Origin of the sequence: Bradyrhizobium sp. 33ap4 (assembly GCF_032654765.1) — a bacterium.
GTDB lineage: Bacteria > Pseudomonadota > Alphaproteobacteria > Rhizobiales > Xanthobacteraceae > Bradyrhizobium > Bradyrhizobium australafricanum.
In genome coordinates this window covers 15,437-37,135 of sequence record NZ_JAUMTJ010000071.1, presented here as the reverse complement: position 1 = coordinate 37,135, position 21,699 = coordinate 15,437, and the positions used below count along the sequence as shown (strand labels likewise).

Genomic DNA, 21,699 nt, shown 5'->3' with positions numbered 1-21,699 from the left:
TCTCCGTCATTCCGGGGCTCGCGAAGCGAGAACCCGGAATCTGGCGCCGTAACCTCTGGATTCCGGGTTCGCGACTGCGTCGCGCCCCGGAATGACGTGCAAATAACAGGGAAACAACAATGAAAAACACCCCGTTCGATCTCACCGGCCAGGTCGCGGTCATCACCGGCTCGAGCCGCGGCATCGGCCGCTCCTCGGCGGAGCTTCTGGCAAGACTCGGCGCCAAGGTCGTGATCTCCTCGCGCAAGGCGGATGCTTGCCAGGAAGTCGCCGACGGCATCAAGAAGGCGGGCGGCGATGCGCTCGTCATCCCCTGCAACATCGCGCGCCGCAACGAGGTCGAGGCGCTGGTCTCGGGGACGATCAAGCATTACGGCAAGATCGACATCCTGGTCTGCAACGCCGCGGTCAATCCCTATTACGGCCCGCTGCTCGACATCACCGACGAGGCCTTCGACAAGATCATGGGCTCCAACGTCAAGAGCAACATCTGGCTGTCCGCACTGGCGATCCCGCAGATGGCCGAGCGCGGCAAGGGCTCGGTCGTGATCATCTCCTCGATCGGCGGACTTCGGGGTTCTACGGTGATCGGCGCCTACGGCATCTCCAAGGCGGCCGACTTCGCACTGTGCCGCAGCCTCGCCGGCGAGTGGGGCCCGAAGGGCGTGCGCGTCAATTGCGTGGCGCCGGGCCTGGTGAAGACCGATTTCGCCCGCGCGCTGTGGGAGGACCCGGACAATCTGAAGCGCCGCACCGCATCGACGCCGCTCCGCCGCATCGGCGAGCCCGACGAGATCGCAGGCGCTGTGGCCTATCTCGCTTCCGACGCGTCGACCTTCATGACCGGCCAGACCATCGTGGTCGACGGCGGCGTCACGACGGCTGCGACTTAATCTTCAAGAGAAGCCGTCGTGGCCGGGCAAGCCCGGCCACGACGCGTTGCTTCAGACCCGCTCCAGCGCCCGCTCGAAATCCTCGATCAGGTCGTCGGGATGCTCGAGCCCGGCCGAGAAGCGAATGAAACCTTCGCTGATGCCGAGCTCGGCGCGGGCCTCGGGTGCCAGGCGCTGATGCGTCGTGGTCGCGGGATGCGTGACTAGGCTCTTGGCATCGCCGAGATTGTTGGAGATGCGCGAGATCTTCAGCGCGTTGAGGCAGCGGAAGGCGCCGGCCTTGCCGTCCTTCACCTCGAAGCCGACCAGCGTCGAGCCGGCGCCCATCTGCTTCTTCACCGTCTCGGCCTGCGGATGATCGGGGCGGCCCGGATAAACCAGCCGCGTGATCTTCGGATGCTTGGCCAGCGCCTCGGCGATCTTCGCCGCGTTCTCGGTCTGGGCGCGGACGCGGACGCCGAGCGTCTCCAGCCCCTTCAGCAGCACCCAGGCGTTGAACGGCGACAGCGACGGCCCGGTCTGGCGCATGAAATTGTGGATGTGCTCGGCGATGAAGGCCTCCGACGACAGGATGACGCCGCCGAGGCAGCGGCCCTGGCCGTCGATATGCTTGGTCGCGGAATAGACCACGACGTCGGCGCCGAGCGACAGCGGGCTCTGCCAGATCGGCGTCGCGAACACGTTGTCGACGATCAGCCGGGCGCCGCCGCTATGCGCGATCTCTGCGATCGCGCCGATGTCGAGCACGTCGAGCGTCGGATTGGTCGGGCTCTCCAGGAAGAAGGTCTTGGTGTTCGGCCGCAATGCGCGCTGCCACTGGTCGAGATCGAGGCCGTCGACCAGCGTCGTCTCGATGCCGTAGCGCGGCAACAGGTCCTGCACCACGTAGAGGCAGGAGCCGAACAGGGCCTTCGAGGCCACCACATGATCGCCGGCCTTCAGCGGGGCGAGGATCGCGGTGGTCACCGCGGCCATGCCGGTCGCGGTCGAGCGCGCGGCTTCCGCGCCCTCGAGCTCGATCATGCGGCGCTCGAACATCGCAATGGTCGGGTTGGAATAGCGCGAATAGATGAAGCCGGGGTCCTGGCCCTTGAAGCGCGCCTCGCATTGCTCGGCGGTGTCGTAGACGTAGCCCTGGGTGAGAAACAGCCCTTCCGACGTCTCCCCGAATTGCGAGCGCAGCGTACCGCCATGGACGAGACGGGTTTCGGGACGAAAGCGGGCCGTGGTTTCAGATTCAGACATGTGACCTCCGAGGTGGCCATTTCCCCTGGAAACTGGCCACAAAAAAACCGGCCTGGAGCAACCTCCACAAGCCGGGATCACACTGTCCCCGGCCTGTTTAGCGACTTATTTAACGTGGCTGCAAGCCGGCCGGCTCAAATCACCACGGGATAAGTGCAGCTGATATTCCCTCGCGCCCTTTCCGTCAAGACGGTCATCGGATAACCCGTAAAAGCCCATATTTTGGGGCTTGATGGCCGCCTGGAGTATGATTTTTGAGTCATCTCAAGGGATCGCCGAGGGACCGCATCGTGTCGTTCACGCTGGAAGATGAATCCAACGGAATCCTGCCCGACCGCATGATCGCGGAGATGGCGGAGGCCGGCCTCATTCTGCCCGCCTATGACTTCGTCGAGAGCCAGATCCAGCCGGCCAGCCTCGATCTCCGCCTCGGCGACATTGCCTACCGCGTCCGCGCCAGCTTCCTGCCGGGGCCCGACGCCACCGTCGCCGAGCGGATCGACGAGCTGAAGTTGCACGAGATCGATCTGTCCGACGGCGCGGTGCTGGAGACCAACTGCGTCTACATCGTGCCGCTGCTGGAGAGCCTGGCGCTGCCGCCGGAGATCGTGGCCGCGGCCAACCCGAAGAGCTCGACCGGACGGCTCGACGTCTTCACCCGCGTGATCGCCGACGGCACCCGCCGCTTCGACATGATCGGCGCCGGCTATCATGGCCCGCTCTACGCCGAGATCAGCCCGAAGACGTTTCCCGTGCTGCTGCGCGAGGGTTCGCGGCTCAGCCAGGTCCGCTTCCGGATCGGCGAGGCGACGCTGACCGCCGACGAGCTCGATGCGCTGCATGCCGCCGAGCGGCTGGTCGACGCCGCCAATGCCGATCTCACCCATGGCGTCGCGCTCTCGGTCGATCTCTCCGGCGAGAGCTCGGGCGGCTTCGTCGGCTATCGCGCCAAGCGCCATACCGGCGTGGTCGATGTCGATCGCCGCGGCGGCTATGCCGTCGACGACTTCTGGGAGCCGATCAAGGCCCGGCCCGACGGCAGTCTCATCCTCGATCCCGGCGAGTTCTACATCCTGGCGTCGAAAGAGGCGGTGCAGGTGCCGCCGGACTACGCCGCGGAGATGGTGCCGTTCGATCCGCTGGTCGGCGAATTCCGCGTCCATTATGCCGGCTTCTTCGATCCCGGCTTCGGCTATGCCGGCGCCGGCGGAAAGGGGGCGCGCGCCGTGCTGGAGGTGCGCTCGCGCGAGGTGCCGTTCATCCTCGAGCATGGCCAGATCGTCGGCCGCCTCGTCTATGAGCGGATGCTCGAGCGCCCCGACGCGCTGTACGGCCAGCGCATCGGCTCGAACTATCAGGCGCAGGGCCTGAAGCTCTCCAAGCATTTTCGCGTGTAATTCCGTTTCGCGCGCGTGTAATTCCGTAGCCCGGATGAAGCGCTAGCGAAATCCGGGGCGCTGCATACGCGCATTGAGCCGCCCCGGATTGCGCTTCGCTGCATCCGGGCTACGATTGCGCGCGCGAGGCTTTATCTCGCCAACAAGAACAGCGGGAGCAGACATGACCGGAGAGCAGGACGCGCGCGAAACGCAATGGCGGAAGTGGCGCAGCGTCGCCGATCTCTATCACGCCTTCTTCACCGGGCTGATCCTCACCGTCGTCACGCGGCGCGGCACGGCTGATGCCGCCGAGTTCGTCTTCCGCGTGTTTCGTCGCCAGCAGCAGGAGCGCTTCCTGCCCGGCTTGAAGAAGCTCGGCCTCGACAGCCTGCCGCCGGCGGTCGCGGCCGCGCAGTATCATTATCTTTCCAACTGGATCGGCGGCGTGCATGTCGAATACATGTACGAGACCGACCGCAAGGCCTGGATCCGCTATCCGCCGCCGCGCTGGATCTGGAAGGGCACAGCGATCTGCGGCGTGCCCGGTGAGGTCTCGCGCGCGATGCTGCGCGGCTGGCACGCCAACAACGGTGTCGCGCTCGGGGACTTGCGGCTCGGCTTCGTCTGCACCAAGCAGAGTGTCGACGGCCAGGACGGCCTCGAAGGCTATTACTGCGAGTACGATCATCCGCTCGAGCTCGACCAGCGCCTGGTGTTCGCGCGCCATCTCGAGGCGCCGCCATTCGATCCGAACACCGCGCCGGCGCTGCCGGTCGACAGCTGGCCGAAGCCGCGGCTGGAAAAGGCCTATCGCAACTACGCGATGGAATATGTGAAGACGGCCGCGCCGGTCATTGTGCAGGTGTTCGGCCCGGAGGATGCGAGCTATCTGCTGCATCTCACCGGCAGACTGATCGGCATGCAGTATTACGACGAGGTCGCGCAGGCGCTCGGCGGCCGCCGTGGCCGTGCCACGGAATTTGCCGCATTCCTGCGCACTCTCTTCGAGTCGCAGGACGATATTGCTGACATCACCGAATCCGAGGGCCAGTTCGAAATCCGCCAGCAGGGCTGGAAGCTGATGGCCGACGTGGCCGACTATCATCCGGCCTGCGCCAGCGTATTGACCGGCCTGTTCGAAGGGCTGGCCGCCGGCTGCGGGCGGCATATTCCGGTGCATCTGAAGCCGAACAGCGCCGCCGGCGCGCCGTTCGTCTGGTCGATCGGCTAGCCCCAAGGTTCATCCGGGTTCACCTGCAATCGCGCAGGCCCCCCTTGCGCCCCGCGCACGTGGATTCCGCCGCCGCCATGGTAGGGAAACACCATGGCGCGGCTCCCCAGATCGCGCGTGGGAGTAGAAATGTCCGATCTCGGCCTCGCCGAAATTCCTGTCGACGAACAAGAGCGGCCGCTGCCGCCGCCGGTGACCAAGCCGGCGCGCAATGCGCTGCTCGACGGGCCGATCCTGCGCACGCTGCTATGGCTGGCGTGGCCGAACGTGATCGCGCTCTCCGCCGGCACCTGCGTCGTCATCGCGGAGACTTCGTATATCGGCCGGCTCGGCGTCGAGTCGCTCGCGGCGATGGCGCTGGTGTTTCCCTGCGTGATCCTGACCATGACGATGTCCGGCGGCGCGATGGGCGGCGGCGTCGCATCCGCGATCGCGCGTGCGCTCGGTGCCGGCGAGATCGAGCGCGCCTCGACGCTGGCGATGCATGCGCTGCTGATCGGCCTGACCTTTGGTTTGACGTTCATGCTGGGCATGCTGATCTTCGGCCCGCGCCTGCTCGAATTGCTCGGCGGCCGCGGCAATGTGCTGGCGCAGGCGATTGCCTATTCGCAGGTGTTCTTCGGCGGCGCGATCCTGCCCTGGCTGATGAACACCATGGCCGGCATCCTGCGCGGCACCGGCAACATGAAGCTGCCGTCGACCATGATCCTGTCCTCGGCGGTGTGGCAGATCATTCTCGGCGGCACCCTCGGGCTCGGTCTCGGTCCGGTGCCGCAATTCGGCATGCGTGGCGTCGCGGCGGGTTCGCTGATCGCCTATTCGATCAGCATCAGCGTGATGGGCTGGTATCTGTTCTCGGGCCGCGCCCGCGTGAAGCCGAAACTCAAGGGGCTGCGCGTGCAATGGGCGATGTTCATCGACATCCTCAAGGTCGGCGCGGTGTCCTGCTTCTCGCCGCTGCAATCGGTTCTGACGATCTCGATTTTCACCCACATGCTGGCGCAGTTCGGAACCGCGGTGCTCGCCGGCTACGGCATCGGCGCGCGGCTCGAATTCATGCTGACCTCGGTCGCCTTCGCGGTCGGCATCGCCTCGGTGCCGATGATCGGCATGGCGGTCGGCGCCGAGCGCGTCGCGCGGGCCCGGCGCATCGCCTGGACCGCGGGCACGGTGTCGTTCCTTGCGGTCGGCGTGGTCGGCAGCTTCATCGCCGTCTTCCCCGACCTCTGGGTCAATCTGTTCACCAACGATCCACATGTGCGGGCGACCAGCCATCAATATCTCTCGACCGCCGCGCCGATGTACGCCTTCATCGGCCTTGCGATGTCGATGTATTTCTCCTCGCAGGGTGCCGCGAAAGTGCTGGGTCCGGTGCTGGCGCAGACCGCGCGGCTGATCTTCATCGGCGCCGGCGGCTGGTGGCTGTCGACGCATGAGGCGAGCGCGCAGAACTTCTTCGCACTCGCCGCCGCCTCGATGGGCGTGCTCGGCGTGCTGTCCTGCCTCAGCGTGATCCTGACGCGCTGGGGCAAGTCGGCACCGGTCGCAGAAGTGCAGCCGGCGCTGTCGTAGATACTAAACCCGTCATCCTGAGGAGCCGCGAAGCGGCGTCTCGAAGGATTGACGGCCCCGGTGCTTCGGCATTCGCTCCTGGAAACAGCAGGGCTGTCGCCCTTCGAGACGGCCGCTTCGCGGCCTCCTCAGGGTGACGGTCGTGGTTCGAAATGCGCGGCCAGTCGCATGACCTAGCGGATCACGCCGCGCTCTTCTCCCTCGCCGACTTGGCCATCGCCGCCTGCATCGCCGCCGCGCCGAGATCCATCTGCGCGTCCATGTATGGCGCGACCTCGTGCGGCAGCACGTCGGCGATCCACACCACGCGGCAGCGCGCGTCGCCCTCGGCGAACACCTGCAGCGAGGCGGAATGCTGCTTCAACCGCTCGCTGCTGATCGCATAGACCAGCCGCTTTCGCTGGTCGTCGCAATCGACCAGCGTCTCGCGCGCCACGGTGCCGTTGGCGAAGCTGACGGTGCGAACGTCGCCATCAAGCTTGGTGTCGGTCACGAAGCCCGGCACCAGCCGGGTATGCAGTGCGCCGAAATCGCGCAACGCGTCCCAGACATGATCTGCCGGCGCGTCGATCGGGATGTCCTTGTGAATGGAAGCCATCGTTCAATCCTCGTTGGTTTCAGATGTGTCGTCATTGCGAGGAGCGAAGCGACGAAGCAATCCACACCGCAGCAGGCGGAAAGATGGATTGCTTCGCTCCGCTCGCAATGACGGCGGAGCTGTGGTGTGCTAGGTCGACACCGCCTCGACATTGTTGCTGTCGGGGTCGAGCAGGAACGCCGCGTAATAGGTCGGGCTGTAATCCTTGCGATGGCCCGCCGCGCCGTTGTCCCTGCCGCCGGCTTTCAGGCCTTCGGTATGGAATGTCTTGATCGCGTCGTGGTTCGGGGCACGGAACGCAACGTGCGCGCCGCCTTGGGCCTTGCCCTTGTGCAGATGCAGCCAGAGCGCGGGCTCGCCCTTCGGGCCGAAGCCGGCGCCGCTGTCGTCGCGCGAGCAGAGCACGAAGCCGAGTGGCGCCAGCACCGCGGTGTAGAAGCGCACGCTGGCGTCGAGGTCGGCAACGCGCAATCCGATATGGTCGTACATGAGGAAATCTCCAGTCGCTAAGCGCATCGAAAGACGCGCGGACTGGAGTAGCCTAGCTATTGCAGCGCGAGACGTTCTTGGAAAATCTTGCGGTCGCCGCGCGAGGCCCGGCGGAACTTCAGCGGCGAGGCACCCGCAGCGCGGTGGAAGCTGCGCACGAAATTGGAGAGGTCGCCGAAGCCGACGTCATAGGCAATGTCGGTGACCGGGCTGTCGTCATCCGCGAGCCGCCGCGCCGCATGGCGCAGCCGCGAGCGCACGAGATATTGATGCGGGGTCACGCCGAGCACGGCGGAAAACAGCCGCAGGAAATGGAAGGTGCTCAAGCCGACCTGCTCCGCGGTATCGTCGAGGTCGATCTGATGGTGTGAATTGGCGTCGATCCACAGCGCGGCCTCGACGGCGCGGCGGCGATCGCGCAAGCCTGCGGTGAGAGGCTTTGCCTTGCGGTCGGACACCAGCTCGACAAGGCGGCTGGTGAGGAGGTGGCCGATCTCGTCGAGACCGACGTCGCTGTTGCCAGCTGCCGCCGTTTGCGCGAGCTCGCCGATCACCATCAGTTCCGGCAGCGGCGGCACCGACCCGACCTGCCAGACCGCCGCGCGGTCGCCGATGGTCTCGACCAGCACCGGGTCGAGGAAGAACGACAGGCATTCGTCGCCGACCACGTGGTCGTGCGTGCAGGTGTATTCGTCGCCGGGATGGCCGACCAGGATCGAGCCTGCCACCAGCTCATGGAAGCGGCCGCGGCAATGGCAGCCGAAGCTGCCGCTGCGCACATAGGACACCGAGTGGGAGGCGAACTGCTCGGCGAACGGCTTGTCGCCGGGTTCCGCCGTGCAGCGGAACTCGTTCACCGTGATGCGATCGCGCTGCAGCAGCGTGGTTCGGACCATACCCCGGATTTAAGCTTGCGGCCGGAGTCGTGCAACGGGCAGCAGCACATCAAAAAGGGTCTTGCTGGTGGTCGGCTGGGCGCCCTCGATCGAGAGCAGCCGCCGTTTCGAGATGCTGCCGCCGTTCGGCGAGATCCGGTCGGCATAATTGCCCGCCTCGAGCACGCGGTGGCAGGGCACCATGACCCTGAAGGGATTGCGGCCGAGCGCCTGTGCCACCGAATAGACCGCGCCGGACGCGCGCAAGGCGCTCGCCACCTCGTCATAGGTCCGGGTTTCGCCGCGGGGAATGGTGCGGACAAACTGGTAGACGCGCGCGTTGAAGGCCGGGATGCCGCTCATGTCGAGCGCAACGCCGGCAAGGTCCCCAATGCCGCCGCGCAAGGTCGCGGCGATGCCCTCGATCGCGACAGCGACCTCCTCGGGAGGCCGCATCTCGCGCGCGTCAGGATAAAGCTTGAATAGCCGCTTGCGGGTCTCGATCTCGCGCAGCTCGGGAAGCTGCACGCCAGCCACGCCGAGCTCGCCCCACGCGATGCCGCATCGGCCGATCGCCGTGTCGAAAATGGTATACCCACGCCCCGTCATGACGCCACCAGCCCCCATGCGCGCGATCCTAACATTGTCGCCGGCGCGCGCATCCGGAATCTTGACGTTTAGCTAACCATGTCGCGGCCCGTTCTGTGTGACCCCGCCAATTACCAGTCACGCATCTTAAAGGCTTTGCCCGCTATCTGGTCGTCAGCATGCTGCTCCACGGTACGATCGGCGGAACGATGACCAGCACCGGCGCGGATATCGCGCGCGGCGGCAAAGCTGTGGCCGGGACATCGGCCGGGCATCTTCATCCGCTGTTCGCATTGTTGTTGCTGGCATTGGTCCTGCGCCTTGCGGCCGCGCTCTGGCCCAACGTGATGTATCCGGACGAGATCTTTCAGTATCTCGAGCCGGCGTGGCGGATGCTCGGCCATGACGGCATTTTGACGTGGGAGTGGCGCGAAGGCATTCGCGGCTGGTTCCTGCCGACATTGCTGGCCGGGCCGGTCGCGGTGGGCGGCTTGATTGCGCCGGGCGGCGAGGGCGCTTTCCTGGTGCCGCGCCTGGTCGCCGCATCTGCGTCACTGTCGATCGTGGTCAGCGCCTGGTTCTTTGGTGCACGGATTTCGCGAACCCATGCCATCGTCGCGGCGTTCGCTGCGGCAGTCTGGTTCGAGTTGATCCTGCTCTCGCCGCACACATTGGGCGAGCCGTTGGCGACGGCGCTGGTCGTGCCGGCGGCGCTGCTGGTGACCGGCCGTCCGTCGCAGCGGCATCTGGCGATCGGCGGCGCGTTGCTCGCTTTTGCCTTTATCTGCCGCTTTCAGTACGCGCCGGCCATCGCCGTGCTTGCGCTCGGCGCCTGCTGGATGCGTTGGCGAAACCTGATTCCCCTGATCGCGGGCGGTCTCGCCGCGCTGGTGCTCTCCGCCGCGATCGACCTTGCGCATGGCGCCGTGCCGTTCGCCTGGCTGATCGGCAACATCAACGAAAACCTGCTGCACGATCGCGCGACCGAGTTCGGCGTGACGCCCCCTTCGGCCTATCTCGTCAACTTCCTGATCGTGTGGTCGGCGGCGATCGTGTTGCCGCTCGCCGCGATCTGGCGCGGCGCGCGGCATGCGCCGCTGTTGCTGGCCGTGGCGCTGGTCAACCTCGTCTTCCACAGCCTGATCGCGCACAAGGAATACCGCTTCGTCTTCCTGTCGGTGGCGCTGTTCATCATCGTCGCGGCGCTGGGATCGGCCGATTGGGTGCAATGGCTGCGCGCAAAACCCGGGTGGCGCCGCTGGGCATTGCCGATCGTCACCGGCGGCTGGGCCTTGCTCTCGGTGACGCTCGCCGGCGCCAGCGAAGGGATGCGCGACTACTGGACGCGCGGTGTCGGCGCGGCGCGGCTCGCCGCCGAACTGCGCAGCGATCCGCAGCTGTGCGGCCTCGCACTTTACAATGTCCGTTTCCAGCTGTTGCCAGGGCGGGAACGATTGGTCGGCCCAGTACCGCTTTATGCGCTGGAGCCCGCCGATCCGCTCGCCGAGCTGATCCTGCCGCCGCTGTTGCAGGCGACCAGGCCGGCCTTCAATCGCATCCTCGCGCGGCCCGCGGCCGCCGGTGATCTGCCGGCGAATTATTCAAGGCAAAGCTGTGCCCGCGTCGGCATCGCCGATGCCTGCATCTATGCACGAAGCGGCACCTGCGACGCATCCGCCGCCGCGGCTTTTGTCATCAATGACGTGCTCGTGAGGATGGGCCATTAGCGGGGGCGGTGCGGCGATCGGCTCCAATGCGCGCTTGATCCGCTGCCTCCGCCCGGGCTATGGTCCGGCCGGGTCGCACCCGTGAGGTGCGACCTCAAGCATTGAGATCGCGGGCGTAGTTCAATGGTAGAACGGCAGCTTCCCAAGCTGCATACGAGGGTTCGATTCCCTTCGCCCGCTCCAGCCTTCAGGCAAATGTCGCGGGACAGTTTGTCGGCACGGCGATGTATTTGGCGACAGCAGGAGACGTGACGTGAGGTTGCTTGGAGCGCTGCTGCTTGCGCTGGGCGCGCTTTGGATGACGAGGCCGGCATCCGCGCAAATGTATGATCCGCGCTATCCCGTCTGCATGCATGTTTACGGCGAGTTGGTCGGCGAGCGCATGGACTGCATCTTCACGTCGATAGATCAGTGCCAGGCCAGCGCTGTGGGCATGCCGGCGACCTGTCTGGTGAACCCTTATTATGCGCCAAGGTCGGCGCGTCCTCATCGGCCTGAACGATGACTTTTCCGGCGGTATCGCGAGCGTTCATTTGAGATCAGTGCATGGCATGGTGGTACTACGCGTTCTTCGCGATCGTTCTGCTCGGATGTTGTGCATTGGTGGTTCGCGCCCGTCGCGGCAGCAATACGCGAGAAGACGAGGAGCTGAACCGGCGGATCGACGAGCGCGTCGATCGGCTCGATCTCACCCGGCGCAATCGCGACAGGGATTCCTGACCCAAGGAATCCGCAGACGGCCTTCGCTATTATCCCGGGATATTACGGCGATCTGTTCACGCAACGTGCGCGCCTAACGCACCGTACTCGACCTGTTCTTCTCACAACGCGCAGTTATGTTTCCGTAGTTCTCCGCGTTTGAGAACGAAGTTCCGCCGGAACGATGTCGCGGGTTCCGGCATTGGTCGAATAGAGCCGACCGACCTCCGGCGAGAACGGTCGGTTCAAGCCCGCGCCTGGCCGTTCCCTCTCAACAGCCCCCTAGAAGACGGCCGGCGCGGGTCCTTATCCCGGTCCTGCTCGATGTGACGAGGCTGCGCGCCGGGCGAGTATCGCTGACGTTGTGCGATAGATTCAGCGCCAGCCCAAAGCGGGCGCGATCTGGGTCAAGATCGTCTCGATCACATGCGCGTTGTAATCGACGCCGAGCTGATTGGGGACGGTCAGAAGCAAGGTATCGGCCTCTGCGATCGCCTCATCCGTCTTGAGCTGCTCGATCAGCCTGTCCGGCTCGGCGGCGTAGCCGCGGCCGAAGATTGCGCGCGTCCTCTCGTCGATGAAGCCGATCTGGTCTTCCTCCTGGCCGTTGCCGAAATAGGCGCGGTCGCGATCGTCGACCAGCGCGAAGATGCTGCGGCTCACCGAGACCCGCGGCTCGCGCGTGTGCCCGGCTTCCTTCCAGGCGGCACGATAGGCCCGGATCTGGGCGGCCTGCTGGACGTGGAAAGCCTCTCCGGTCTCGTCGTTCTTCAGCGTCGAGCTTTGCAGGTTCATCCCGAGCTTCGCCGCCCACACCGCGGTGGCGTTCGAGCCGGCGCCCCACCAGATGCGCTCGCGCAGGCCTTCCGAGAGTGGTTCGAGCCGCAGCAGGCCAGGAGGATTGGGAAACATCGGCCGTGGATTGGGCTGCGCAAATCCCTGGCCGCGCAGCATGTCGAGGAAGATCTCGGCATGACGCCGGCCCATGTCGGCATCGGTTTCGCCCTCGCCCGGCTGATAGCCGAAATAGCGCCAGCCATCGATCACCTGCTCGGGTGAGCCGCGGCTGATGCCGAGTTGCAGGCGTCCCCTCGCGATCAGGTCGGCCGCGCCGGCGTCCTCGATCATGTAGAGCGGATTTTCGTAGCGCATGTCGATCACGGCGGTGCCGATTTCGATCCGGCTGGTCCTGGCGCCAACGGCCGCCAGCAGCGGGAACGGCGAGGCCAGTTGGCGCGCGAAGTGATGGACGCGAAAATACGCGCCGTCCGCGCCGAGCTCTTCGGCCGCGACCGCAAGGTCGATGGATTGCAGCAGCACATCCGCGGCCGAGCGGGCCTGCGACTGCGGCGAGGGCGTCCAGTGCCCGAACGAAAGGAATCCGATTTTCTTCATGCCGACAATGTAGGGATGTCCGCGACGAATTGCGATCCGTGACGTGACCCGGGGATGACCGAAAGTGTCTACCAGCCGGGAAATTTTCTGCGGCAGATGTTGCCGGTTTTGCAGATCGCGCCGCTCCGCAAGTGCTGCATGCGTGCAGGTCTTGCCGCCTGCGCCGCGGCATGACTTGCGATCCCGGGGCGCGCCGCCTAGCTTTCCGCCACGATTTCTCCCGCCAACACCGTCCCGCAGGTCCCGATGTCGCAGCCGCTTCTGTTTCAGCCGATCACGCTTCGCGGCGTGACCTCCCGAAACCGCATCCTGATCTCGCCGATGTGCCAGTATTCGGCAACCGACGGCTTGGCCAATGACTGGCACCTTGTCCATCTTGGTAAATTTGCCCAGGGCGGCGCCGGGCTCGTGATGGTCGAGGCTGCGGCGGTGACCGCGGAGGGCCGCATCACCCATGGCGACGTCGGCATCTGGAACGACGAGCAGATCGCGCCGCTCGAACGGATCGCCGCCTTCCTCAAGGACAATGGCGCAGTGCCCTCGATCCAGCTCAAGCATGCCGGCCGCAAGGCCAGCATGCAGCGTCCCTGGTACGGCAATGCCGCCCTCGATGAGGCCGACCGCGGCCGCGGCGATCTGCCGTGGCGGACGGTGGCGCCGAGCGCGATCCCGATGGAAGACGGCTGGCTGATGCCGCACGCGCTCGACGCGGCCGAACTCGCCGCGCTGCGTGAGCAATGGCGGCGCGCCACCTTGCGCGCGGTGGAGGCCGGCTTCGAATTCGTCGAGGTGCATTGCGCGCATGGCTATCTGCTGCATGAATTCCTCTCGCCATTGTCGAACCGCCGCACCGATGCCTATGGCGGCGATCGCCGGGCGGATGCGCTATCCGCTCGAGATCATCGAGACCGTGCGCGCGGCCTGGCCGGCGGAGCGGCCGCTGTCGGTGCGGATTTCCTCGGTCGACGGTATCGACGGCGGCCTGACGCTCGAGGACCAGGTCGCGTTCGCCCGCGAAGCCAGGGCGCGCGGTGTCGATTTGATCGATTGCTCGTCGGGCGGCCTGCTCGGCTCGGCGACCGCGGCGCGGATTCCGCGCGGCTACGGCTTTCAGGTGCCCTATGCCGATGAGATCCGCCGCGCCGCCGACATTGCGACCATCGCGGTCGGCCTCATCCTGCATCCGCAGCAGGCAGAAGATGTCCTGGCCAACGGCCAGGCCGACCTGGTCGCGATCGGCCGCGAGGCGCTGTTCGATCCGAACTGGCCGCTGCACGCCGAGCTCGCGCTCGGCGGTGCAGGCGGCGAGGTGTTCGCGTCCTGGCCGAAGCAGTATGGTTGGTGGCTTGAGCGCCGCGAGCCGGGCCTGCGCCGGCTCGATGGCCCGCCGCTGCCGTTCCGCCAGAGCTGACAAGAAAATCCGACAACAACCTGGGAGGTCGTTATCATGACATCAGTCGCAAAGCGCCCCTATCGCGGCGTCTTCCCCGTGGCGCCGACCATCTTCGACGCCAACGGCAATCTCGACCTCGATGGCCAGCGGCGCTGCGTCGACTTCATGATCGACGCCGGCTCCCACGGCATCTGCATCCTCGCCAATTTCTCCGAGCAGTTCGTGCTGACCGACGCCGAGCGCGAGACCGTGATGCATACGGTGCTCGAGCATGTCGCCGGCCGCATTCCCGTCATCGTCACCACCACGCATTTCTCCTCGGCGGTCTGCGCCGCGCGCAGCCGCGAGGCGGAAGCCGCCGGGGCTGCGATGGTGATGATCATGCCGCCCTATCACGGCGCGACCTTCCGCGTCGGCGAGCCAGCCATCTATGAGTTTTATCGGATCGTGTCGGATGCCATCAACATCCCGATCATGATCCAGGACGCGCCGGTCGCGGGCACGCCGCTCTCGGTCGATTTCCTGGCGCGGATGGCGAAGGAGCTCGCCAATATCAGGTACTTCAAGATCGAGGTGCCGATGGCGGCGAACAAGCTGCGCGGCCTGATCGAGAAGGGCGGCGCCGAGATCGAGGGGCCGTGGGACGGCGAGGAGGCGATCACGCTGATGGCCGATCTCGATGCCGGCGCCACCGGCGCGATGACCGGCGGCGGCTATCCCGACGGCATCCGCCAGATCATGGATCCGTTCTTCGCCGGCCGGCGCGACGAGGCGGTCGGGGCCTATGCGCGCTGGCTGCCGCTGATCAATTACGAGAACCGGCAATGCGGGCTGCAGGCCTGCAAGGTGCTGATGCGCGAGGGCGGCGTCATCAAGTCCGATGCAGTGCGCCACCCGCTGCAACCGCTGCATCCGGCGACGCGCGCGGGGCTGATCGAGATCGCGCGGACACTCGATCCGGTCGTGCTGCGCTGGGGACGGTAACGGGGGCTATGCGTCCCACGTCACCGGCAAATCCAGCAGGCCGCGGAACGCCCAGCCGCCGATCCGCGCCGGCTGGTGCTCGATCAGGCACAGATTCTTCAGCCGCTTGAAGATCGCGGGCAGCGCGACGTCGGCGACCATGGCGCGCGAGGCCCAGGCGCCGGCGCAGAAATGTGGACCGGCACCGAACGCGATGCTCTTGCTGGCGTCGCGGCGCACATCGAACGCGTCGGGCTTGTCGAAGTGCTTCTCGTCGCGGTTCGCCGAGCCGAACATCAGGAACACGCGCTCATTGGTCTCGAATGCGACGTCCCTGATCGTCCAGGGCTTTGCGATCCGCCGCGGCGACATCCCGATCGGCGAGATCCAGCGCGCATATTCCTCGAACACCTGCAGCCACGGGATCGTGCCGCTCGTCGCCAGCGCAAGCTGGTCGGGATGAGTCAGCAGCGCCCATACCGTGCCGGCGATCGCATCGCGCGGCTCGTTCTGGCCGCCCGAGATCGCAAGCTTGATATTGGCGCGCACGCTCTCCATCGGCATGTCGGTCTGCAGCATCACGCCGAGCAGGCTGAGGTCGGGCGTCTTGCGCAGCCTGGGGGCCATGTCGTCGATCGCGGCATCGATCCCGGAGGTCGCCGCATGGCACCGCGCCTCGATCGCGGGATCGCCGACATAATTGGCGATGCCGTCGATCATACCCTGCGACCACGCGTTCATGTCCTGGAAGCGCATGTTGGTGAGGCCGGTGATCGACTTCAGGCATTCGGCCGAGAACGGCAGCGCGAACGCCTGCACGAAATCGACCAAGCCGTCCGGCTTCAGTTCGTCGAGGATGCGCGTCGCGTGGGCTTCGAACTGCGCCGTCCAGTGCGATCTGACGGTTTTGGGCGAGATCGCCGGAAAGATCGCCTTGCGCTCGTTCATGTGCGCATCGCCGTCCTTGCGCATCATGTTGTGGCCCATCAGCTTGTTCATCAGCCCCTCGGGCTGGTGCGACGAGAACACGTCGATCTGCTTCTCGGAGATGAAGATGTCGTCGCGGCTGCACAGCAGCGTGCTGCCGAGTTGCGGCACGAAGGCGATCGGCGCCTCCTTGCGCATACGCGCCAGCGCCGGGTAGGGATCCTGCCAGAAGGCGGGGACGTCGATATTGAAATGGGGCGCGGTGCTCACGACGTGATCTCGGTTTGGCCTCGGGTTTTCGGACCGAGCATAGGCCGGGCGGCGCGGCCCGTCTGTCCCCACCGCTGGGGACAGCGGGAGACCATCGCCTGGAGCGCGCTCAGTTCAACTGACGCGCCGACGCCATCAGGCGCAGCGCGATCGCGAACAGCTCGTTCTGCGAGGAGATGCCGAGCTTGTCATAAGCGCGCTTGCGATAGGTGAGGGCGGAGTGCAGCCCGATGCCGAGCTCGGCGGCGATCGCTTCCGAGCTGAGGCCGGAGAGGATGCGCAGGCAGACCTCCTGCTCACGCCCGGTCAGCCTTGCCAGCGGCTCGGCGGTCGCAAACAGGATCTTCAACCGCTCGATCGGATCAACATCCGGTGCCGGGTCGCGCTGGAAATGCCGCGCCACGGCCGCCGTCAACGCCGGAGCGACCGCGGCCAGGCGCGCGATCTGCTCGCGGCTGAAGCGGCCTTGCGCGGTGATCTGGTAGAAGTTGACATAGAAGCAGGTGTCGCCGGTCCAGATCGCGGACGCGAACTTGTCGACGATGTCGGAGTCGTCGAAGAAGATCTTGCGGTAGCCGTCGCTGTACATGCGGCGGGCGAAGGTCGGCAGCACGATCGGTGCGGGCTGCGCCCGTCCCTCGAACACCGCATCGCGGTTCGGGTCGGCCTGATGGAAATGTTCGGAATAGGCGATCCCGAGGTCGCGCCCGGTCGGGATGTTGCCGACATCGAGCAGGCACGCGGCGGTCCGCGGGCCGGTGAACGAGAATACCATGCAATGACCGACACCGGCGACGCGGCGCAGCGCGCCGATCAGGGCTTGCGGAAAGCTGTCGCGGCCGATCGCCAGCAGCGCCGGCGTGATGTCGCTGACGACAGAAGTCTCGAAGGCGTAATCTGCCTTCATGGCGTCCTCCCTGTGTTTCGGGAAGACTAGAGCCTTTTCCGTTCCGAAGGAATCGGAACGGGGCTCTGGATTCTTTGTTTTGACGCGTTTTCCTGGCGCGAACCGGGATCCACTTCGCTCGAAAACGCTCTGGCAGCGACATCGCCGGCGTGGAAGCGGCGCCTCAGGCGCCCGGCACCTGGTCGAGGAAGCCGGTGATGCTCCTGATCCGGCCGTCCTTCAGCATGGCGAAGTCGGTGCCCTTGATCGGGCTGTCGACGCCGTCAGGGCCAAGGCCCCAGGAGAACCGGACATGGTCGCCGAAGCCGTTCGGCTCCCCGATCAGCTTGAAGCGGAAGTCCGGAAACTTCTGCTGCACGCCCGCGATCAGTGCGTCGACGCCCTCATGGCCGTCGCCGCTCATCAGCGGATCGATATAGCGCGCATCGGCGGTCCAGTTCTCGCTCAGCATCTCGCGGCGCCGGCTCGGCGTCCGCTCGTTCCAGAGATCGATATAGCGGCGGGCGATGGTGGCATGGTCGGTCATGGTGCTCTCCTTCGATAGTGCCGGACTGTACGGCGGTCCGGACTATCGAAGGTTCGCGTGCGCCGATCGATTACCTCTGAGGTCATCGCGCGGGCTATGGTGCGATCGTCAGCACCGCCTTCATGTTGGGATGGTAGCGGCAGTAATAGTCGACCGTGCCGGCCTTGGTCAGGACCGACTTGACCGTCTTCTTGGGCGCGATCGTCACGTCGAAGTCGCCGTTCTTCGCGGTGGCGGTGTGCGCCAGCACGTCCTTGTTGACCCATTCGATGGTGTCGCCGACCTTGGCCGACACCTCGGCCGGGGAGATCACCAGATTCTCCATCACGATCTGGATGGTCGCCGCATGCGCCGGGACAGCCATCGCGCCGAGCGCGAGCAAAGCCAGCGTTGCGAGACAGCGTCCTGGCAACATCGCGCGCCTCCTTACTTCAGGCCGGCCGCAACATGTTCGGCATGCTGCTGGTGGCCCTGGAAGATCTTCAGGCCGGTTTGCAGCAGGCCCTTCAGCTCGGGATTGCTGGCCGAGGGGATCAGCTGCGTCTCCAGCGCGGTGTTGACGGCCTTGTGGTAGGCGACCTCGTTGTCGATATAGGCCTTGTCATAGGCGGCGCCCTTCAGCTTGCCGAGTTCGGCGAGCTTGTCGGCCGCCTGTTTCGACAGCGCCTTGCTGGTGTCGTTGTCCTCCGGCGTCACCTTCAATTTCTTGACGAGGTCGAGCGCCTGCTTGTTCACCGCCTCGTGGTCGCGCGCCATGTCCTTGGCGAACGCCTTGACCTCCTTGTTGGAGGCCTTCTCTTCCGCCTGCTTGGCGGCATTGATGTCGATCACACAGGCCGTATAGGCGATGTGCGCGATCTGCGGATCGGTCGGCTTTGCGCCCTGCGCCAGCGCAGCGCAGTTGAGGAGGCTGAGCGCGGCGACCGCGATACCCAATCGAACGAACATGGTTTGAAACTCCTGTTGAGCCGGGCGTAGCGCGCGGCGCGTCGTTGCTTGCACAGGAGTTGGATGGTGCGGGCGAGCAGAGGTTCCCGAAAAATTCAGGCCGTGGCGCGCAGCCGTTTCAGAACCGCCTCGGTCAATCGCTCGCAGCGCTTGCCCGCGAAGGGAAAGGCCTCCATGACGACGGGGCCGATCTTCCGCTCGACATTGTCGCGCAGCATGGTGCGGGCGCGGTGCAGGCGGGTCTTCACGGTTTCCGGCTTGAGGCCGAGGATCTCAGCGGTCTCCTCGACATTCATGCCCTCGATCACGCGGGTGATGAAGACGAGGCGGAACGCCTCGGGCAGCTCGTCGATCGCGTGCTCGACGACGCGCTGGATCTCACGCTGGGCCATGGATTTTTCCGGATCGTCCGTTGACGACAGGGGGAACTGGATGATCTGGGCTTCAGGAGCGCCTTTCGGCAGATCGGACCATTCGACGCTGCTGTGCCTGCGGCGCAGGCGGCCGAGCGCCTCGTTCATCGCGATCCGCGACAGCCAGGTCGACAGGCTGGAGTCGCCGCGGAACTGGTCGAGATGGGTAAAGGCGCGCACATAGGCGTCCTGAACCACGTCCTCGGCCTCGTGGTCGTTGCGCAGGATGCCGCGCGCCAGCCGGAACAGCCGGCGATTATTCGCCTGCATGATGGCGCGGATCGCGGCCTCGTCGCGGGCGAGCGCGCGTTGCACCAGCTCGGCATCGCCCGAGCTGGTCGGCGGCAGGGACGTTACATGGGCCTGGCGCATGGCGGGTCGCCCTCACTGTTGGCGGAATAATATCATTGGATGCCGACCGGCCGTGCAGGTTCCCGGGAAAATGGTCATCGGCCAAAAAGACCGCTACGGCCTGATATAGGCCTCCGGATCCCCGCGCGCATGCGCCTCCATCGCATCGAGGAAGCAGCGCACCTTCGCCGGGACAAATTGCCGCGCCGGCAACAGCGCATGCACGTTGAGCGGCTCGCAGGCATGGTCGGGCAGCAGCCGCCGCAACTCGCCGGCCGCGACGACGGCGCGGGTATAGCTGGCGGTGACCCGCAGCACGCCATGGCCGGCGAGCGCGGCCTGCAGCCGGACATGGGCATTCGAGCTGGTCAGGCGCGCGCGATCGACCGCGAGATGCTCGACCGCGCCGCCGGGAACGGTGATCGCCCATGGCGGATCGCTGGGGCCGGTGAGCAGCGGCAGCTTTCTCAGATCATCCAGCGTGCGCGGCTCGCCGAATTTCTCCAGCAGCGCGGGTGCCGCGAACAGGCCGCGCTCGAGCGTGAAGACGCGGCGGATCACGATGCCGGCCGACGGCAGCGGTGCCTCCAGCATCGCAAATACGATGTCGTAGTTCTCGGCGATCGGACTAACGATGTCATGCTCGACATCGATCCTGATCGCGAGTTCCGGATAGCGGCCCATCACCGCGCAGGCGACCGGCCCCGCATGATGCGCGCCGAATTCATAAGGCGCCTTGATGCGCAGCGTGCCCGCAACCGCGCTGGACATCGCCAGCGCCTCGCTGTGGGTGTCGTGCAGCGCCGCGAACAGCGGGCGCACCTTGCGATAGATGGTCTCGCCGGAATCGGTCAGCCGCAGGTGCCGGGTGGTGCGCTCGATCAGCCGCAGCCCGAGATTGGCTTCGAGACGCTGCACCGCAGCACTGAGACTCGATTTGGGATGGCCGAGCACGCGCGCAGCCGCTGTGAAGCCGCCATGCTCGACAACCTCGCAAAACAGCTCCCAGTCGCGCCACTCCATGGCCGATTGTCCATCCACCGGTACAGTGTGTCCAGCCAAATCGGATTATCCCGGTGACCGCAATCACCTAACCTCGTCGCAACCAAATCTTGCATCGGGAGGGTGAGATGGCTGACGACGGAATTTTCCTGCGCAACACCTGGTACGTGGCGGCGTGGAATCACGAACTGATCGACGGCAAGATGGTCGCGCGCACCATCCTGGAACGGCCGATCGTGCTCTATCGCGGGTCGAGCGGCAAAGTCGTCGCGCTGGACGACCGCTGCTGTCATCGCGCCGCGCCGCTTTCGATGGGACGCATCGAGGGCGACGACATCAGGTGCATGTACCACGGCATGAAGTTCGCTGCCGACGGCAAATGCATCCAGATTCCCGGCCAGGACACGATCCCCGCGAAGCTCGGCGTGCGCAGCTATCCCGTGGTCGAGCGCTACAATTTGATCTTCATCTGGACCGGCGATCCGGAGAAGGCCGATCCGAAACTGATCCTCGACTATCCGCCGCTCGAGGATCCCAGATGGCGCGGCCTGCCGGGTTACATGCACTACAAGGCCAATTGGCTCCTGATTGTCGACAACCTCAGCGACTTCGCGCATCTCGCCTTCGTGCACACCAACACGCTCGGCGGCTCCGAGGAATACGCCTACCAGACCAAGCCGGTCGCGATCGAGAAGCTGGACGACGGTTTCCGTGTCGAGCGCTGGCACATGGGCGCCGAGCCGCCGCCCTACCACAAGAAGGTGATCTCGAACAAAACCGATAAGATCGACCGCCGCAATATCGGCCGCATGATCGTGCCCGGCATCTTCACGCTCGACACCACGTTTGCGCCGGCGGGGCAGGGCGTCGAGAAGGGCGTCCAGGTTCCGGGCACGCGGTCGTATCGCAACGCGCAGTTCATGACGCCGGAGACGCGCTCGACCACACACTTCTTCTGGAATTATCTGCACGATTTCGACATCGACAATCCGAACATCGCGCTGTCGCTGCGGCACAGCCTCGAGGAAGGGTTCAACGAGGACAAGGATATCATCGAGGCGCAGCAGCGCGTGTTCGACGCCGATCCGGACTATCAGCTGCTCGCGATCGGCGCCGATGCGCCGCTGACCTATTTCCGCTGGCTGTTCGCGCGCAAGCTCGAGGCGGAGAAGGGCACGGCGCGCGCCGCCTAGAGCATGATCCGGAAAAGTGTGGAGCGGTTTTCCGAAAAGATCATGCTCAAACAAGGAGCTAAAGCGCGATGATGATTCAACCCAATCTCATCGCGCTTTGGTCCGCTGAAACGAC

General features: G+C 65.6%; 22 protein-coding genes, 1 tRNA gene, 1 pseudogene and 1 riboswitch. Of the genes and pseudogenes, 11 read left to right on the top strand and 13 right to left on the bottom strand.

Annotated elements, in window-relative coordinates:
• Positions 1-119 precede the first annotated feature (119 nt).
• A complete protein-coding gene (locus Q2M23_RS37170) occupies positions 120-893 on the top strand; it encodes an SDR family oxidoreductase (RefSeq protein ID WP_316398690.1) in 774 nt (257 codons plus the stop codon).
• 51 nt (positions 894-944) lie between these two features.
• Here the strand turns inward: Q2M23_RS37170 and Q2M23_RS37165 are convergent, their stop codons facing one another.
• Positions 945-2,138: an O-succinylhomoserine sulfhydrylase gene (locus Q2M23_RS37165; protein ID WP_316398689.1), complete on the bottom strand. Its 1,194-nt coding sequence runs from the start codon at positions 2,136-2,138 to the stop codon at positions 945-947.
• Positions 2,139-2,214: 76 nt separating this feature from the next.
• Positions 2,215-2,294, bottom strand: a riboswitch (SAM riboswitch).
• Positions 2,295-2,428: 134 nt separating this feature from the next.
• Between Q2M23_RS37165 and Q2M23_RS37160 the strand changes: the two genes are divergently transcribed.
• From Q2M23_RS37160 to Q2M23_RS37150, 3 genes are all read left to right on the top strand, one after another.
• The gene (locus Q2M23_RS37160; protein ID WP_057016021.1) at positions 2,429-3,535 is read left to right on the top strand and encodes a 2'-deoxycytidine 5'-triphosphate deaminase; all 1,107 of its coding nucleotides are present in this window, start codon (positions 2,429-2,431) and stop codon (positions 3,533-3,535) included.
• 163 nt (positions 3,536-3,698) lie between these two features.
• Positions 3,699-4,748 (top strand): hypothetical protein, encoded by a 1,050-nt coding sequence (locus tag Q2M23_RS37155; RefSeq protein WP_316398688.1) that lies wholly within the window; start codon positions 3,699-3,701, stop codon positions 4,746-4,748.
• Between the two features lie 129 nt (positions 4,749-4,877).
• The gene (locus Q2M23_RS37150; RefSeq protein WP_092085396.1) at positions 4,878-6,320 is read left to right on the top strand and encodes an MATE family efflux transporter; all 1,443 of its coding nucleotides are present in this window, start codon (positions 4,878-4,880) and stop codon (positions 6,318-6,320) included.
• Between the two features lie 181 nt (positions 6,321-6,501).
• On the opposite strand, the gene Q2M23_RS37145 is transcribed toward Q2M23_RS37150, so the two are convergent.
• The 4 genes from Q2M23_RS37145 to Q2M23_RS37130 form a co-directional block, all read right to left on the bottom strand.
• The gene (locus Q2M23_RS37145; RefSeq protein ID WP_316398687.1) at positions 6,502-6,918 is read right to left on the bottom strand and encodes an SRPBCC family protein; all 417 of its coding nucleotides are present in this window, start codon (positions 6,916-6,918) and stop codon (positions 6,502-6,504) included.
• Positions 6,919-7,047: 129 nt separating this feature from the next.
• Positions 7,048-7,407 carry a VOC family protein gene (locus Q2M23_RS37140; protein WP_316398686.1) on the bottom strand — a complete coding sequence of 120 codons (360 nt, stop codon included), beginning with the start codon at positions 7,405-7,407 and terminating at the stop codon, positions 7,048-7,050.
• 56 nt (positions 7,408-7,463) lie between these two features.
• On the bottom strand, positions 7,464-8,303 hold the full coding sequence (locus Q2M23_RS37135; RefSeq protein ID WP_168857619.1) for a helix-turn-helix transcriptional regulator: 840 nt from the start codon (positions 8,301-8,303) through the stop codon (positions 7,464-7,466).
• A gap of 9 nt (positions 8,304-8,312) precedes the next feature.
• Entirely contained in the window at positions 8,313-8,891 is a 579-nt protein-coding gene (locus Q2M23_RS37130; RefSeq protein WP_316398685.1) for a methylated-DNA--[protein]-cysteine S-methyltransferase, read from the bottom strand.
• Between the two features lie 158 nt (positions 8,892-9,049).
• Here Q2M23_RS37130 and Q2M23_RS37125 point away from each other — a divergent pair, with 158 nt between their 5' ends.
• From Q2M23_RS37125 to Q2M23_RS37110, 4 genes are all read left to right on the top strand, one after another.
• A complete protein-coding gene (locus tag Q2M23_RS37125) occupies positions 9,050-10,597 on the top strand; it encodes a 4-amino-4-deoxy-L-arabinose transferase (RefSeq protein WP_316398684.1) in 1,548 nt (515 codons plus the stop codon).
• Between the two features lie 109 nt (positions 10,598-10,706).
• Positions 10,707-10,780: transfer RNA gene (locus Q2M23_RS37120), tRNA-Gly, on the top strand.
• Between the two features lie 70 nt (positions 10,781-10,850).
• Positions 10,851-11,102 carry a DUF3551 domain-containing protein gene (locus Q2M23_RS37115; protein WP_076832446.1) on the top strand — a complete coding sequence of 84 codons (252 nt, stop codon included), beginning with the start codon at positions 10,851-10,853 and terminating at the stop codon, positions 11,100-11,102.
• Positions 11,103-11,143: 41 nt separating this feature from the next.
• Entirely contained in the window at positions 11,144-11,317 is a 174-nt protein-coding gene (locus Q2M23_RS37110; protein ID WP_194295406.1) for a hypothetical protein, read from the top strand.
• Between the two features lie 354 nt (positions 11,318-11,671).
• On the opposite strand, the gene Q2M23_RS37105 is transcribed toward Q2M23_RS37110, so the two are convergent.
• A complete protein-coding gene (locus Q2M23_RS37105; protein ID WP_057016030.1) occupies positions 11,672-12,691 on the bottom strand; it encodes an LLM class flavin-dependent oxidoreductase in 1,020 nt (339 codons plus the stop codon).
• Between the two features lie 246 nt (positions 12,692-12,937).
• Here Q2M23_RS37105 and Q2M23_RS37100 point away from each other — a divergent pair.
• Both Q2M23_RS37100 and Q2M23_RS37095 read left to right on the top strand, forming a co-directional pair.
• Positions 12,938-14,102: pseudogene (locus tag Q2M23_RS37100) on the top strand (NADH:flavin oxidoreductase/NADH oxidase).
• Between the two features lie 36 nt (positions 14,103-14,138).
• Positions 14,139-15,068, top strand: coding sequence for a dihydrodipicolinate synthase family protein (locus Q2M23_RS37095; protein ID WP_316398683.1), 930 nt, complete (start codon positions 14,139-14,141; stop codon positions 15,066-15,068).
• Between the two features lie 6 nt (positions 15,069-15,074).
• On the opposite strand, the gene Q2M23_RS37090 is transcribed toward Q2M23_RS37095, so the two are convergent.
• The 7 genes from Q2M23_RS37090 to Q2M23_RS37060 form a co-directional block, all read right to left on the bottom strand.
• Positions 15,075-16,244, bottom strand: a complete 1,170-nt coding sequence (locus Q2M23_RS37090; protein ID WP_316398682.1) for a cytochrome P450 — start codon at positions 16,242-16,244, stop codon at positions 15,075-15,077.
• 109 nt (positions 16,245-16,353) lie between these two features.
• Positions 16,354-17,151, bottom strand: coding sequence for a helix-turn-helix transcriptional regulator (locus Q2M23_RS37085; protein ID WP_316398681.1), 798 nt, complete (start codon positions 17,149-17,151; stop codon positions 16,354-16,356).
• 163 nt (positions 17,152-17,314) lie between these two features.
• The gene (locus Q2M23_RS37080; RefSeq protein ID WP_028339048.1) at positions 17,315-17,677 is read right to left on the bottom strand and encodes a nuclear transport factor 2 family protein; all 363 of its coding nucleotides are present in this window, start codon (positions 17,675-17,677) and stop codon (positions 17,315-17,317) included.
• A gap of 94 nt (positions 17,678-17,771) precedes the next feature.
• Positions 17,772-18,092, bottom strand: a complete 321-nt coding sequence (locus Q2M23_RS37075) for a cupredoxin domain-containing protein (protein ID WP_199805199.1) — start codon at positions 18,090-18,092, stop codon at positions 17,772-17,774.
• An 11-nt stretch (positions 18,093-18,103) separates the two neighbouring features.
• The gene (locus Q2M23_RS37070) at positions 18,104-18,625 is read right to left on the bottom strand and encodes a DUF4142 domain-containing protein (protein ID WP_316398680.1); all 522 of its coding nucleotides are present in this window, start codon (positions 18,623-18,625) and stop codon (positions 18,104-18,106) included.
• Between the two features lie 95 nt (positions 18,626-18,720).
• Entirely contained in the window at positions 18,721-19,410 is a 690-nt protein-coding gene (locus Q2M23_RS37065; protein ID WP_076832431.1) for an RNA polymerase sigma factor, read from the bottom strand.
• A 93-nt stretch (positions 19,411-19,503) separates the two neighbouring features.
• Positions 19,504-20,412 (bottom strand): LysR family transcriptional regulator, encoded by a 909-nt coding sequence (locus tag Q2M23_RS37060; RefSeq protein ID WP_316398679.1) that lies wholly within the window; start codon positions 20,410-20,412, stop codon positions 19,504-19,506.
• 107 nt (positions 20,413-20,519) lie between these two features.
• On the opposite strand from Q2M23_RS37060, the gene Q2M23_RS37055 reads away from it, so the two are divergent.
• Positions 20,520-21,584 (top strand): aromatic ring-hydroxylating dioxygenase subunit alpha, encoded by a 1,065-nt coding sequence (locus Q2M23_RS37055; RefSeq protein WP_316398678.1) that lies wholly within the window; start codon positions 20,520-20,522, stop codon positions 21,582-21,584.
• Positions 21,585-21,699 lie beyond the last annotated feature (115 nt).